The sequence below is a fragment of the Aeromonas sp. R4-1 genome, assembly GCF_040908325.1.
Taxonomy (GTDB): domain Bacteria; phylum Pseudomonadota; class Gammaproteobacteria; order Enterobacterales; family Aeromonadaceae; genus Aeromonas; species Aeromonas veronii.
In genome coordinates this window covers 1-12,803 of the sequence record NZ_JBFODM010000033.1, presented here as the reverse complement: position 1 = coordinate 12,803, position 12,803 = coordinate 1, and the positions used below count along the sequence as shown (strand labels likewise).

General features: G+C 61.8%; 12 protein-coding genes and 1 pseudogene. 8 read left to right on the top strand and 5 right to left on the bottom strand.

Going from position 1 to position 12,803, the window contains the following annotated elements; genetic code table 11:
- Positions 1–129: 129 nt before the first annotated feature.
- Positions 130–858: a transporter substrate-binding domain-containing protein gene (locus tag AB5Y90_RS04290; RefSeq protein ID WP_265784249.1), complete on the top strand. Its 729-nt coding sequence runs from the start codon at positions 130–132 to the stop codon at positions 856–858.
- A 155-nt stretch (positions 859–1,013) separates the two neighbouring features.
- Here AB5Y90_RS04290 and rluB read toward each other — a convergent pair whose 3' ends face one another.
- The 5 genes from rluB to AB5Y90_RS04265 all read right to left on the bottom strand — a co-directional run bounded on the left by rluB (position 1,014) and on the right by AB5Y90_RS04265 (position 5,098).
- Positions 1,014–1,937 carry a 23S rRNA pseudouridine(2605) synthase RluB gene (gene rluB, locus AB5Y90_RS04285; RefSeq protein ID WP_005347347.1) on the bottom strand — a complete coding sequence of 308 codons (924 nt, stop codon included), beginning with the start codon at positions 1,935–1,937 and terminating at the stop codon, positions 1,014–1,016.
- A gap of 134 nt (positions 1,938–2,071) precedes the next feature.
- Positions 2,072–2,644, bottom strand: coding sequence for an SMC-Scp complex subunit ScpB (scpB, locus tag AB5Y90_RS04280; protein WP_005338125.1), 573 nt, complete (start codon positions 2,642–2,644; stop codon positions 2,072–2,074).
- Entirely contained in the window at positions 2,628–3,497 is an 870-nt protein-coding gene (locus tag AB5Y90_RS04275; protein ID WP_160880718.1) for a ScpA family protein, read from the bottom strand. Before AB5Y90_RS04275 ends, scpB begins: the two co-directional genes overlap by 17 nt.
- The gene (locus AB5Y90_RS04270) at positions 3,490–4,110 is read right to left on the bottom strand and encodes an L-threonylcarbamoyladenylate synthase (RefSeq protein WP_201951957.1); all 621 of its coding nucleotides are present in this window, start codon (positions 4,108–4,110) and stop codon (positions 3,490–3,492) included. Before AB5Y90_RS04270 ends, AB5Y90_RS04275 begins: the two co-directional genes overlap by 8 nt.
- A 106-nt stretch (positions 4,111–4,216) precedes the next feature.
- Complete coding sequence (locus AB5Y90_RS04265; RefSeq protein WP_136501297.1) at positions 4,217–5,098, bottom strand: PHP domain-containing protein; 882 nt, start codon at positions 5,096–5,098, stop codon at positions 4,217–4,219.
- 436 nt (positions 5,099–5,534) lie between these two features.
- Here AB5Y90_RS04265 and AB5Y90_RS04260 point away from each other — a divergent pair, with 436 nt between their 5' ends.
- The 7 genes and pseudogenes from AB5Y90_RS04260 to AB5Y90_RS04230 all read left to right on the top strand — a co-directional run.
- On the top strand, positions 5,535–7,166 hold the full coding sequence (locus tag AB5Y90_RS04260) for an anthranilate synthase component 1 (protein ID WP_368166604.1): 1,632 nt from the start codon (positions 5,535–5,537) through the stop codon (positions 7,164–7,166).
- Positions 7,163–7,780, top strand: a complete 618-nt coding sequence (locus tag AB5Y90_RS04255; protein ID WP_013723977.1) for an aminodeoxychorismate/anthranilate synthase component II — start codon at positions 7,163–7,165, stop codon at positions 7,778–7,780. The genes AB5Y90_RS04260 and AB5Y90_RS04255 overlap by 4 nt, the downstream gene beginning before the upstream one ends.
- A gap of 10 nt (positions 7,781–7,790) precedes the next feature.
- On the top strand, positions 7,791–8,819 hold the full coding sequence (trpD, locus tag AB5Y90_RS04250) for an anthranilate phosphoribosyltransferase (protein WP_042054975.1): 1,029 nt from the start codon (positions 7,791–7,793) through the stop codon (positions 8,817–8,819).
- Entirely contained in the window at positions 8,819–10,327 is a 1,509-nt protein-coding gene (trpCF, locus tag AB5Y90_RS04245; RefSeq protein ID WP_368166607.1) for a bifunctional indole-3-glycerol-phosphate synthase TrpC/phosphoribosylanthranilate isomerase TrpF, read from the top strand. The genes trpD and trpCF overlap by 1 nt, the downstream gene beginning before the upstream one ends.
- Before the next feature lie 47 nt (positions 10,328–10,374).
- On the top strand, positions 10,375–11,568 hold the full coding sequence (trpB, locus tag AB5Y90_RS04240; RefSeq protein WP_257697620.1) for a tryptophan synthase subunit beta: 1,194 nt from the start codon (positions 10,375–10,377) through the stop codon (positions 11,566–11,568).
- The gene (trpA, locus tag AB5Y90_RS04235; protein WP_236320338.1) at positions 11,565–12,371 is read left to right on the top strand and encodes a tryptophan synthase subunit alpha; all 807 of its coding nucleotides are present in this window, start codon (positions 11,565–11,567) and stop codon (positions 12,369–12,371) included. The genes trpB and trpA overlap by 4 nt, the downstream gene beginning before the upstream one ends.
- Positions 12,372–12,501: 130 nt before the next feature.
- Positions 12,502–12,803 (top strand): annotated as a pseudogene (locus AB5Y90_RS04230) (IS1595 family transposase); the annotation flags it as partial.

Genomic DNA, 12,803 nt, shown 5'->3' with positions numbered 1-12,803 from the left:
CAACCCCTTCCGCCCGCCAAAGGGAACGCCAAGGGCCATACACCGCGACCAACAGCATTTATCGAGTCTGTTTTTTCCCTGCCGAAACCGCTACGCTGTCAGCAATCGATAGAGGTGAGGTCACCCGCCATGCACATCCGTTATCCGGTCACGCCCTCTGCCACTTATCGCCTCCGCTCGTCCCTTCGCTTTCTTGCCACCCTGTTTGCTCTCTCGCTGCTCCCGGCCGCCACGGTGCAGAGCGCGGTGATTATCACCGGCGAATTGCCCCCCTACTCTTCGGCGACGCTGGCCAATGGCGGCGAGCTGGCGAGCAAGGTGCTCACCACTCTCAAAGCGGCGGGCCACCCGGATCTGCGGGTCTCCTACCAACCCTGGCCGAGAGGACTTAAAAACATCGAACTGGGCAACGCCATCGCAGCCTTCCCCTTTACCTGGACCAACGAGCGCAGCAACACCCTGCTGTTCAGTACCCCCATCGCATTCGATATCCAGTCCTGGTACACCACGCCCGACAAGAAGGGGCTGGAATCCCCGCCCTGGCAGCAGAAAACCGCCTGCGTGCCCAAGGGGTGGTTCTCCGATGCTATCGAGCGGGTGACCATCGAGCAGAAGCTGATCGTCAGAACCACCAACCGCCTCAACCAGTGTGTCGAACTGCTGAAAAAGGGCAAAGTCGATCTGGTGCCCATCAACGACACCTCGAAAAAGAACCTCTCGGAGGAGGACAACGCCGCCCTCTACCGCCTCTCGTTGTTTCGCCAGAACGTCACCTTCTATCTGGTCACCGCCCGCAATGAAGAGGGAGAGATGTTTATACGTGACTTCAACAAAGAGTGGATGACACCGGCCAACTGAGGAGTGTGAGAGCAATCATTACCACATGACCAGAGCCAGCCTGCAGCTGGAGGTCACCCGCTAGAGATGAAAAAGGCCCGCACCAGTTGGTGCGGGCCTTTGCTTGGCCGACTGTGCGCTATTTGACGGCGCGCAGTTCGCAACGGGTTGTCGGCTTACTTGCTACCGGTACCTGAGTTGCGGGTAGAGGCTTGCGGCTTGCGACGGGCGGTGGTGGCGCGAGCGCGCGGCTCTTTGCCCTGCATCTCTTTGTGACGCTGTACGGCGCGACGGATCTGGGCGGCCTGCTTGTGACGGCTGGTTTTGCCATCCTGCTGCAGATCGACCTTGGATTCGGTCTCCGGCGGCAGGTTGACCAGACCGCGCAGGTAGTTTACTTCCGGCAGTTTCAGCTCTTGCCAGCCGCCGCGCGGGATGCCGCGGTCCAGCTTGACGTCGCCGTAGCGGATCCGCATCAGGCGGCTCACCTGCACTTCCTGGGATTCCCACAGGCGGCGCACTTCACGGTTGCGTCCTTCGGTCAGGGTAACGTTGAACCACTGGTTCAGACCCTCACCGCCAGCCGGTTTGATCTTGTTGAACTTGGCGGTGCCATCTTCCAGCTGCACGCCCTTGCGCAGACGCTGCAGCATGGCTTCGGTGATTTCGCCAAAGACACGTACCGCGTATTCCCGCTCCACTTCGTGACTCGGGTGCATCAGACGGTTGGCCAGCTCACCATCGGTGGTGAACAGCAGCAGACCGGAGGTGTTGACGTCGAGGCGGCCGACCGCAATCCAGCGGGCACCTTCCATCTTGGGCAGACGATCAAACACGGTGGGACGACCTTCCGGATCGTGACGGGTACACATCTCCCCTTCCGGCTTGTGGTAAGCCAATACGCGGCAGATCACTTCCTCTGCGGCACGGGTCTTGACCTGGTGACCATCCACCCGGATCACGGCGTTCACTTCGACGCGATCCCCCAGTGTGGCGACCTTGCCATCCACACTGACCCGACCTGCGGTGATCAGGGCCTCCATCTCACGACGGGAGCCGTGACCCGCGCGGGCCAACACTTTTTGCAGTTTTTCACTCATCGGGGTTACCTGATTGTTGATCGCTGCCCACTGGTAAAAGGGGCAACGGGGTTAACTGTAACAAACGCCGGTTGGAGCTCTCGTCACAGTTGAAAAATGTATATCTCGGTGACATCGGCACGCTTGGGCGCCATTCACCGGGCATCGTTCTCCCCGTCCACCGCAGAGGGCAACAGGGGTTGCAGCTCCGGATCCAGCTCGGGGAGCTGCTCCAGACTCTGCAGATTAAAGTAATCCAGAAACTCTCTGGTGGTGGCGAGCAGCTCGGGGCGACCCGCCACCTCTTTGTGGCCTATGCTGCGCACCCAGCCACGCTCTTTCAGGGTATTCACTATCTGGCTCGACACCGCCACCCCGCGGATCGCTTCGATCTCGGCCCGGGTGATGGGTTGGCGATAGGCGATCAGGGTCAGCGTCTCCATCACGGCGCGGGAATAGCGCGGAGCACGCTCGCTCCAGAGCCGCGAGAGCTCCTCGGCATACTCCTGACGCGCCTGAAAGCGCCAGCCGGAGGCGACCTCTTTGAGCTCGACGCCCCGCGAGCTGTAATCTTGCCTGATCTCGGCCAACAGCAGCTGAACATAGCGACTGGTCACCGGATAATCCGCCAGCACGCTGCTTTTCAGTTCGCTGACATTGAGCGGGCGACCGGCCACAAACAATGCCGCTTCGATCAGGGTCTTGAGTCGTTCAGTGGGCAGCGCCACGGTTGCCCTCCTCGCTCTGCTCGGCCAATGCAAAATGGATAGGACCGAGTGGTTCTGCCTGCAGGATCCAGATCAGTTGCTCCTTGCACAGCTCCAGCAGGGCCAGAAACGTCACCAGAACCCCCATGCGCCCCTCTTCGGCGCGCAGCACCTGCTCAAGGCGCAGGGTCTGCCCCAGCGTGAGCATGGCGAGGATCTCCGCCATGCGCACCCGGGTCGGGATCTGCTCGCGGCGGATCTGGTGATGTTCGAAATGAGTCGCGCGTTTTACCACACTTTGCATGTAAAGGGCGAGTTCAACCAGCGAAACATCGGGCGCCAGTGGCTTGAGGGCGCCAAAATCGGGGGGCAAGGCAGCGGCGATATAAATCTCCCGCTCCACCCGTGGCAGCTCATTGACCCTCTCCGCCCCTACCTTGTAGCGCTCGTACTCCTGCAGGCGGCGAATAAGCGTCACCCGCGGGTCTTCTCCCTCCTCTTCATCCTCCAGCTCCGGCGCCTTGGGCAGCAGCAGGCGGGATTTGATCTCCGCCAGCCAGGCCGCCATCAGCAGATATTCGGCCGCCAGCTCAAGGTTGAGCCCCTGCATCAGCTCCACGTACTCCATGTACTGGGCGGTGATCTGCAGGATCGGCAGGTTGAGAATATCGAGCTGCTGGCGCCGGATAAGGTAGAGCAGCAGATCGAGCGGCCCCTCGAAGGTATCGAGGAACACCTCCAGCGCATCGGGCGGGATGAACAGGTCCTGGGGCAGCTCGTGATAGGGCTGCCCCAGGACTTTCGCGATGGGTAGTGCGGCGCCAGTTCCCGTCTCGGCGGAGGGGACTGTCACCGGTTCAGCGACATCACTCAAACGGAGTCGGATCCCCGGCGCCGCGACGACGCAATACCGGCTCGTCGTCAGAGAAATCGACCACTGTGGTGGGCTGCTCGCCCAGATAACCGCCGTTGACCACCAGATCGATCTGCTTGTCCAGCTTGTCGAAGATCTCTTCCGGGTCAAACTCGGCCATTTCAGAGTCCGGCAGGATCAGTGTGGTGGAGAGCAGCGGCTCGCCGAGTGCTTCCAGCAGTGCCTGGGCAATCTTGTTGTCCGGCACCCGGATGCCGATGCTCTTTTTCTTCTCGTTCATCAGGCGGCGCGGCACCTCTTTGGTCGCCTTGAAGATGAAGGTGTAGGCGCCCGGGGTGTTGTTCTTGATCAGGCGAAATGCGCTGTTGTCGACCTTGGCGTAGGTGGAGATCTCGGAGAGATCGCGGCACACCAGGGTGAAGTCGTGGTTGGCGTCGAGGCGACGGATGCGACAGATGCGCTCCAGCGCGCCCTTGTCACCCATCTGGCAACCCAGCGCATAACCGGAGTCGGTCGGATAGACGATCACACCGCCGTTCTGGATGATCTGTACCGCCTGACCGATCAGACGGGCCTGGGGGTTTTCAGGATGTACGTAAAAATGCTGACTCATAGCTTGTTCTCGCAATGGGGGCAGCAATACCTGCCCGCTCGTATGGTCACGGGTCAAAGACCCATGACACTACCTTAACCTGTTTGTGGCCGCTTCGCTGGCGCCGTTACCGGCTTGCCAGCAGCTCAGCATGCTGCTCGGTGGTGAGCCCGAAGTGACCGGGATAGGCCAGCCAGACGGGCATTCCCTCTTTGGGCAGCCAGAGGTGGCGGCCCAGCTCGGTCCAGTTGGAGGGGAAGTGAAAATCCGATCCCACCGAGATATAGAGGTCGTGCTCCTTGGCCCACTGGCCCAGATTGGCCCGCTCCTGCGGGCTCTGCTGGGGCAGCGAGACCTCCATGGCATCGCCACCGGCCGCCTTGAAGGCCACCAGCAGCCGCTTGATCCATTTGGCGGTGAGATCGTAACGGCTGGGGTGGGCCAGCACCGCCAGCCCACCAGCGGCGTGAATGGCGGTGATGGCTTCACTCATCTCGGGCCACTCGGCCGGGGCATAGCCTTTATTGCCGCGGCTCAGGTACTTTTTGAATACCTTCTGCATGTTGTCGGCCACACCGCGCGCCACCAGCACCCGGGCAAAGTGGGCGCGGGTCACGGCGGCGTCACCGGCTAGCTGTTTGGCCTCTTCATAGGTGCCGGGGATGAGGCACTTCTCCAGACGACGCCCGATTTCCAGCGCGCGCGCCTCGCGACGGGCCAGCTGACCGGCCAGAAAATCCAACAGCTGCGGATTTTTTTCATCCACCCCCAGCGCCACGATATGGATCTCGTGGTGCTCCCAGCCGGTGGAGATCTCGACCCCGCTCACCAATCGCAGCGGCAGTTGCTCAGCTTCGATAGTGCGGCGCACCTCATCAAGCCCGGCGAGGGTGTCGTGGTCAGTAACTGCTAACACCTCGACCTGTTTTTCGGCAGCGCGGCGCACCAGTTCGGCGGGGCTCAGCACCCCGTCGGAGGCAGTGGTATGGCAGTGAAGGTCGAATCTCATCAGGTTATTCCGCTCTCGTGGTCAGGTCACCATTCATGGCAAATCGGTGAAAGAAGGCTAAAAAGCGACTTGACTTGGCCGCGGCTTTATCGTTTTCTGTAGGCACTTCATTGCAAACATCTTTTTACAGGACTTTATCATGCAAACGACTTCCATCCTGACCATCTGGTGGTGGCACACTCCCTGACATGCGGGCGTGTGGTCGTTGCTGTACCTGTAATCTGACAGCAAATTAAGAACCCAAAGAAAAAGCCCGCTGACCCCAGCGGGCTTTTTTATTATCCGGCAAATGGACCTGTGATGAAACCGAGAATTCAGACAAGCAAGCTGACCTGGCGATGGCGCCCCTGAACCAGCCACCCCGGACCAATTAAATTTTCAAGGAATTCAATGTCATGAACATCGGTAAACAGCATCACACGCAAGGGAACGCACTATGACAGCCACACATCGCCTTCCTCTGGGTGAATTCGATACCCTCAAACTCAACGCCCCCTATGTGGCCGACCCGCTGGCGCTCTATACCCGCCTCTGTCAGGGCCGCCCCAACAACCTGCTGCTGGAATCGGTCGAGATCGACTCCAAGGCGGGTAAACAGAGCCTGCTGCTGGTCGATGCCTGCCTGCGCATCGAGTGCCGTGGCCGCACCGTGCGGGTTCGCAGCCTGAACGACAATGGTGCCCAGTTGCAGAGCTTGCTGGCCGAGCGGCTGCCTGCGGTGGTGGCTCGTTCGCTGGTAGATGGCGAGCTGCAGCTCGACTTCCCGGCCTCCGATCGGGAGCTGGACGAAGATTCCCGCCTCAAGGGGAGCAGCGTGCTGGACGTGCTGCGCACCCTGCAGCGAGAGCTCGATTGCCAGCTCGGCAAAGAGGCACTGTTTATGGCGGGCAGCTTTGCTTACGACCTCATCGCCTCATTTGAAGATCTGCCCGAGGTGCCACAGGGGAGCAACGACTGCCCCGACTACTGCTTCTATGTGGCCGAAACCCTGATCACCATCGACCATATCGAACGCACCACTCAACTGCTCGCCTGCATCTTTGGCGGCGACAGCGACGAAAGCCAGGTGGAAGACAGATACACCCGCCTGACCGAACGGCTCACCGACTTCAAACAGATTTGCCAGCAACCCCTCTGCGCCGAGCTGACCACCCAGCCCCTGACCGGTGGCATGAGCGTGGACAAGAGCGACAAACAGTTCTGCGCCGAGGTAGAGAAGCTCAAGGGCTTTATCCGCCGTGGTGACATCTTTCAGGTGGTGCCGTCCCGCTGCTTCTCCCTGTCCTGCCCAAGCCCCCTGGCCGCCTATCGCCGCCTCAAACAGACCAATCCCAGCCCCTACATGTTCTACGTGCAGGATGAGGGCTTCACCCTGTTTGGCGCCTCGCCGGAGAGCGCGGTGAAATTCTGCGCCGCCAGCCGCGATGTGGAGATGTACCCCATCGCTGGAACCCGCCGCCGCGGCTTCAACCCCGATGGCAGCATCAACCGCGATCTCGATGGCCGTATCGAGCTGGAACTGCGTCAGGATGAGAAAGAGGTGGCCGAACACCTGATGCTGGTGGATCTGGGGCGCAACGACATCGCCCGCATCTCGGAGCCCGGCACCCGTTACGTCAAGGAGTTGCTGAAAGTAGATCGCTACAGCCACGTGATGCATCTGGTCTCCAAGGTGGTCGGCACCTTGCGTTCCGACCTTGACGCCCTGCACGCCTATCAGGCCTGCATGAACATGGGCACCCTCACCGGCGCCCCCAAGATCCGCGCCAGCGAGCTTATTCGCATGGTGGAAGGCAAACGCCGCGGCAGCTACGGCGGCGCCGTCGGCTACATCAACGGCGCAGGCGAGATGGATACCTGCATCGTGATCCGCTCCGCCTTTGTCAAAGAGGGTGTAGCCCATGTGCAAGCCGGTGCCGGGGTGGTCTATGACTCCAAGCCGCAAGCCGAAGCGGATGAAACCCGCGCCAAGGCGGCCGCCGTACTGGCCGCCATCGCAGCCAGCCATGGTACCTCCCTGCAAGCCCTGAGCGCCCAGCAGGAGCAACATAAGGACGTGAGCCAATGAGTACCGGATCAACAGCCACTAACATCTTCCTGCTCGATAACTTCGACTCCTTTACCTACAACCTCGTCGACCAGTTCCGCTCCCTCGGCTATCCGGTGCGGATCTACCGCAACAGCCTGCCGGCCAGCCGCATCATGAGCGAGATTGCCGCCTGTGAAGGGGACGCCGTGCTGGTGCTCTCACCGGGGCCGGGCGCCCCCCACGAGGCGGGCTGCCTGATTGATCTGATCAAGCTGGCCCGCGGTCAGGTGCCCATCCTCGGCATCTGCCTCGGTCATCAGGCCCTGTGCGAAGCCTACGGTGGCACCGTCGGCGCAGCAGGCGAGATCGTCCACGGCAAGCGTTCGCTGATTGAGCACAACGGCCACGGCGCCTTCGCCGGTCTGCCGAGCCCGCTGCCGGTAGCCCGCTACCACTCGCTGGTCGCTACCTATGTACCGGAAGAGCTGACTGTGATTGCCCACTATCAGGGCATGCCCATGGCCATCGAGCAGCAGGATGAGCGGGTGCTGGGCTTCCAGTTCCATCCCGAATCCATCATGACCTCGGAAGGGGCCCGTCTGCTGACCCAGGCGCTCGCCCATATCACCCGTCCAGAAAGCAGTGTGCGGTAAGGAGACCAACATGCATCAACATCTCAACACCCTCTATCAGGGTCAGTCTCTGAGCCGTGAAAGTACCCGCGACGCCTTCGGCCAGGTGGTTCGTGGCGAAGTGGATCCCATCGTGCTCGCCAGTCTCTTGACCGCCCTCAAGATCAAGGGGGAGACCCCGGAGGAGATCGCCGGCGCCGCCGAGGCCCTCTTGGCAGAAGCGCGCGACTTCCCGCGTCCGGATTATGAGTTTTGCGACATCGTCGGCACCGGTGGCGATGGCCTCAACACCATCAACGTCTCCACCACTTCGGCGCTGGTCGCCGCCGCCTGCGGCCTGAAAGTGGCCAAGCACGGCAACCGCTCGGTCTCGAGCAAGTCTGGTTCAAGCGATCTGCTCGACAAAATGGGCATCAAGCTCGACATGAGCCCGGCGCAGGCGCGTCGCTGTCTGGATGAACTCGGCATCTGCTTCCTGTTTGCCCCCCAGTACCACGCCGGGGTGCGCCACGCCATGCCGGTGCGTCAGGCCCTCAAGACCCGCACCCTGTTCAACGTACTGGGGCCGCTCATCAACCCCGCTCGCCCCACCTATCAGCTGATGGGAGTCTATGCCCCCGAGCTGGTGCGCCCCATCGCAGAAACCCTGCTGGCACTGGGGCTGAAAACCGGTATGGTGGTTCACGGCGCCGGGCTGGATGAGATTGCCATTCACGGCCCGACCCAGGTGGCCCAGATCCGTGACGGCGAGATCCGCGAATTTCTGCTCACCCCGGCTGATTTTGGCCTCGAGACCTATCCGGTCAGCGCCATTCAGGGTGGTGAGCCTGAAGAGAACCGCGCCATCACCGCCGCCATTCTGGAAGGGCGTGGCACCCCGGCCCACAACGCCGCCATCGCCGCCAATGTGGCACCGCTGCTGCTGATGGCGGGCAAGGCGAAGGATCTCAAGAGCGCGGCAGCCGAGGTGCTGGCGGTGCTGGCGAGCGGCAAGGCAGCGGATCTGGCTGCTCGGCTGGCTACTCTGAGCCATCAGGAAGCGGGCCATCAGGAGGCATGATGTCAGCCACCACGTTGCACAACAGTCATTCAGAACGCCCACTGGGCAAGAGCCAGTTTCGCAAGGATAACGAGATGTCAGACCTTATTGCCCCCCATGCTTTTCTGAACATGGCCTCCATCAGCCAGACCATCCTCGGCAAGATCGTGGCGGCCAAGCAGGAGTGGATTGCCGCCCGCAAACTGGCCCAGCCGCTGGCGAGCTTCCAGAGTGCGCTGACCCCCAGCGATCGGGATTTCGTCGGGGCCCTCAAGGCGGGCTCCACCCGCTTTATTCTGGAGTGCAAGAAGGCCTCCCCCTCCAAGGGCTTGATCCGCGATGATTTCAGCCCGGAGGCGATCGCCGACATCTATGGCAAATACGCCACCGCCATCTCGGTGCTGACCGACGAGAAGTTCTTTCAGGGGGATTTTGCCTTTTTGCCACGGGTGCGCAGCCGCGTCAGCCAGCCGGTGCTCTGCAAGGATTTCATGATTGACCCCTATCAGGTCTATCTGGCCCGCCACTATCAGGCGGACGCCATCCTCTTGATGCTCTCGGTGCTCACCGACGAGGGCTATCGCGCCCTGTTCGCGGTGGCCAAAGAGCTGGGTCTTGGCGTGCTCACCGAGGTGAGCAACGAGGAGGAGCTGACCCGCGCCATCGCGCTGGGGGCGCCGGTGATTGGCATCAACAACCGGGATCTGCGCGACTTGAGCGTCGATCTCAACCGCACCAAACAGCTGGCCGCAGACATTCCAAGCGAGCGGGTAGTGATCAGCGAGTCCGGCATCAACCACCGCGCTCAGGTAGCGGATCTGCGCCACCACGCCAAGGGCTTTCTGGTGGGCTCATCCCTGATGGCCGAGCCGGATCTGGAAGCCGCAGTGCGCAAGCTGGTATTGGGCCAGAACAAGGTGTGCGGCCTGACCCGCGCCGAAGATGCCGCCGCCGCCCATCAGGCGGGTGCGGTATTTGGGGGTCTTATCTTTGTTTCCAAAAGTCCGCGCTATGTGGACATCCCCGCCGCCCGCGCCGTGATGGCAGGGGCGCCGCTCGCCTATGTCGGGGTATTTCGCAACGCCCAGCCCGCCACCATTGCCAAGACGGTGGATGCGCTGGGGCTCGCCGCAGTCCAGCTGCATGGGGATGAGGATGCCGCCTATATCGACACCCTGCGTCCGCTGCTGCCCGCGGGCTGCCAGATCTGGAAGGCCGTAGGCGTCTCTCTCGGCAAGGAAAGTGGCGAACCGCTGCCCGACCTCGACTACCCGGCCGATCGCCTGCTGCTCGATACCAAAGTCGGCAGCCAGAGCGGCGGCACCGGTCAGGCGTTCGACTGGGCCCTGCTGGCCCATCTCGATAAAGCCAAGCTGATACTGGCGGGGGGCCTTAATCCCGACAACGCCCTGCAGGCGGCACAAGTGGGCTGCCTCGGCCTTGATTTCAACTCCGGAGTGGAGAGTGCCCCGGGCCAGAAGGATGCGCACAAGATAGCAGCCGCCTTCGGCGCACTGCGCAACCTGTAACACAATCCTTTTTGATATTTCGATTTAGCTAATACAAGGAAGAAGCCATGACCCTGCTCAACCCGTTTTTTGGTGAATTTGGCGGCATGTATGTGCCCCAGATCCTCATCCCCGCCCTGCTCCAGCTGGAGAAGGCCTTCGTCGATGCCAAGGATGATCCGGCCTTTATCGCCGAGTTTCAGACCCTGCTGACCGAGTATGCCGGTCGCCCGACCCCGCTCACCCTGACCCGCAATCTGACCAAGGGCACCAAGACCCGCCTCTACCTCAAGCGTGAAGACCTTCTGCACGGCGGAGCCCACAAGACCAACCAGGTGCTGGGTCAGGCGCTGTTGGCCAAGCGGATGGGCAAGAGCGAGATCATCGCCGAGACCGGCGCCGGCCAGCATGGCGTCGCCACTGCGCTGGCCTGCGCCTTGCTCGGCCTCAAGTGCCGGGTCTATATGGGCGCCAAGGATTGCGAGCGTCAGAAGCCCAACGTCTTTCGCATGAAGCTGATGGGCGCCACCGTCATTCCGGTGCATTCGGGCTCCAGCACCCTGAAAGATGCCTGCAACGAGGCGCTGCGCGACTGGGCCGCCAACTATGAAACCGCCCATTACCTGCTCGGCACCGCCGCCGGTCCGCACCCCTTCCCCACCATCGTGCGGGAGTTCCAGAAGATGATCGGCGAAGAGGCCAAGGCCCAGTGCTTCGAGAAGGAAGAGCGACTGCCCGATGCGGTGATCGCCTGCGTCGGCGGCGGGTCGAATGCCATCGGCATGTTTGCCGACTTTATCGATGAGCCGTCGGTGCGCCTGATCGGCGTCGAGCCGGGTGGGCACGGTATCGAGAGTGGCGAGCACGGTGCGCCGCTCGGTCACGGTAGCAAGGGGGTCTTCTTTGGCATGCACTCCTACCTGATGCAGGACAATCAGGGCCAAATTCAGGAGTCCTACTCCGTCTCGGCGGGGCTGGATTTCCCCTCCGTCGGCCCGCAGCACGCCCATCTGGCCGCCATCGGCCGCGCCGAGTACCCCTCGGTGACCGACAAGGAGGCGCTGGACGCCTTCCAGGAGCTGGCCAAATCCGAAGGCATTATCCCGGCGCTGGAGTCCTCCCACGCGCTGGCCCACGCCCTCAAGATGGCCCGCAGTGAACCGGAAAAAGAGCAGGTGCTCATCGTCAACCTCTCCGGCCGTGGCGACAAAGATATCTTCACCGTCGCTGACATTTTCGAGAAAGAAGGAACCTTGTCATGAACCGTTACGCACAACTCTTCTCCCGTCTGGACGAGGCCAATCAGGGCGCCTTTGTGCCGTTCGTGATGCTGGGGGACCCCACTCCTGAACTCTCCTTGGCCATCGTCGATGCGCTGGTCGCAGGGGGCGCCGATGCCCTCGAGCTCGGCATTCCCTTCTCCGATCCGGTAGCGGACGGCCCCACCATTCAGGGCGCCGCTCTGCGCGCTTTTGCCAGCCACACCACCCCGGACGACTGCTTCGAGCTGCTTGGCCGCATCCGCGCCAAGTACCCGCAGCTGCCGATTGGCCTGCTGGTCTACGCCAACCTGGTCTATGTGCGCAAAATCGACGGTTTCTACGAGAAGTGCCAGCAGGCGGGCGTGGATTCGGTGCTGGTTGCCGACGTGCCGGTGCAGATGTGCGCCCCCTACAAGGCGGCCGCCGACAAGTTTGGCATCGACAGCATCTTTATCGCCCCGCCCAATGGCGACGCCGAGACCCTGAAACAGGTGGCGGAGCTCGGCAATGGTTACACCTATCTGGTGAGCCGCGCCGGCGTCACCGGCGCCGAGACCAAGGCCGGTATGCCGGTGGAGGGGCTGATCAATACCCTGCGCGAATTCAACGCCCCCCCCGCCCTGCTCGGCTTTGGTATCAGCGAGCCAGCTCAGGTGCGTGAAGCGATTGCCGCTGGCGCCGCCGGTGCCATCTCCGGCTCCGCCGTGGTGAAGATCATCGAGACCCACCACCAGAACCCGGAACATATGCTCACCCGTCTGAAAGAGTTTGTGGAAGGGATGAAGGCCGCGACCCTGCGCTAAGCGTTCAGTCAAACACCCACCCCCATGACAAGCAAGGGAGCCCAAGCGGGCTCCCTTTTGTTAGGCTCTGTCCCAATTACGTGTTGAAAGGCTAATCTTGAAGTAGGCCATCACCTTGAGGTCAACCATCATGGATACCCCAGCCTTTCAACACCTGCTGTCTCTCTTTCCCCAGTTAACCCTGCGCCAGCGCCGTGTTGCTCAGCAGGAGCTCACTGCACCCCACACGATTACCTCGCTCAATACTCAGTTACCGGCATGCAGTGGCTGCCCCCATTGTCAGGCCGATGTTACCCAGCTGGCGCCTTGGGGATGGAGTCGGGGGCTGCGCCGCTACCGTTGCAAACTGTGTCTGCGCACCAGCACCGTTCTGACCAAGACGCCCTTGGCCAGATTGCGTAAAGCACAGTGCTGGGAAGACTACGCGCAAGC

Bases quoted from the DNA above. Each gene is read 5' to 3' on its own strand.
- AB5Y90_RS04290 (WP_265784249.1), top strand. From the start codon at position 130: ATGCACATCCGTTATCCGGTCACGCCCTCTGCCACTTATCGCCTCCGC.
- rluB (WP_005347347.1), bottom strand. From the start codon at position 1,937: ATGAGTGAAAAACTGCAAAAAGTGTTGGCCCGCGCGGGTCACGGCTCC.
- AB5Y90_RS04270 (WP_201951957.1), bottom strand. From the start codon at position 4,110: ATGAGTCAGCATTTTTACGTACATCCTGAAAACCCCCAGGCCCGTCTG.
- AB5Y90_RS04265 (WP_136501297.1), bottom strand. From the start codon at position 5,098: ATGAGATTCGACCTTCACTGCCATACCACTGCCTCCGACGGGGTGCTG.
- AB5Y90_RS04260 (WP_368166604.1), top strand. From the start codon at position 5,535: ATGACAGCCACACATCGCCTTCCTCTGGGTGAATTCGATACCCTCAAA.
- AB5Y90_RS04255 (WP_013723977.1), top strand. From the start codon at position 7,163: ATGAGTACCGGATCAACAGCCACTAACATCTTCCTGCTCGATAACTTC.
- trpD (WP_042054975.1), top strand. From the start codon at position 7,791: ATGCATCAACATCTCAACACCCTCTATCAGGGTCAGTCTCTGAGCCGT.
- trpCF (WP_368166607.1), top strand. From the start codon at position 8,819: ATGTCAGCCACCACGTTGCACAACAGTCATTCAGAACGCCCACTGGGC.
- trpB (WP_257697620.1), top strand. From the start codon at position 10,375: ATGACCCTGCTCAACCCGTTTTTTGGTGAATTTGGCGGCATGTATGTG.
- trpA (WP_236320338.1), top strand. From the start codon at position 11,565: ATGAACCGTTACGCACAACTCTTCTCCCGTCTGGACGAGGCCAATCAG.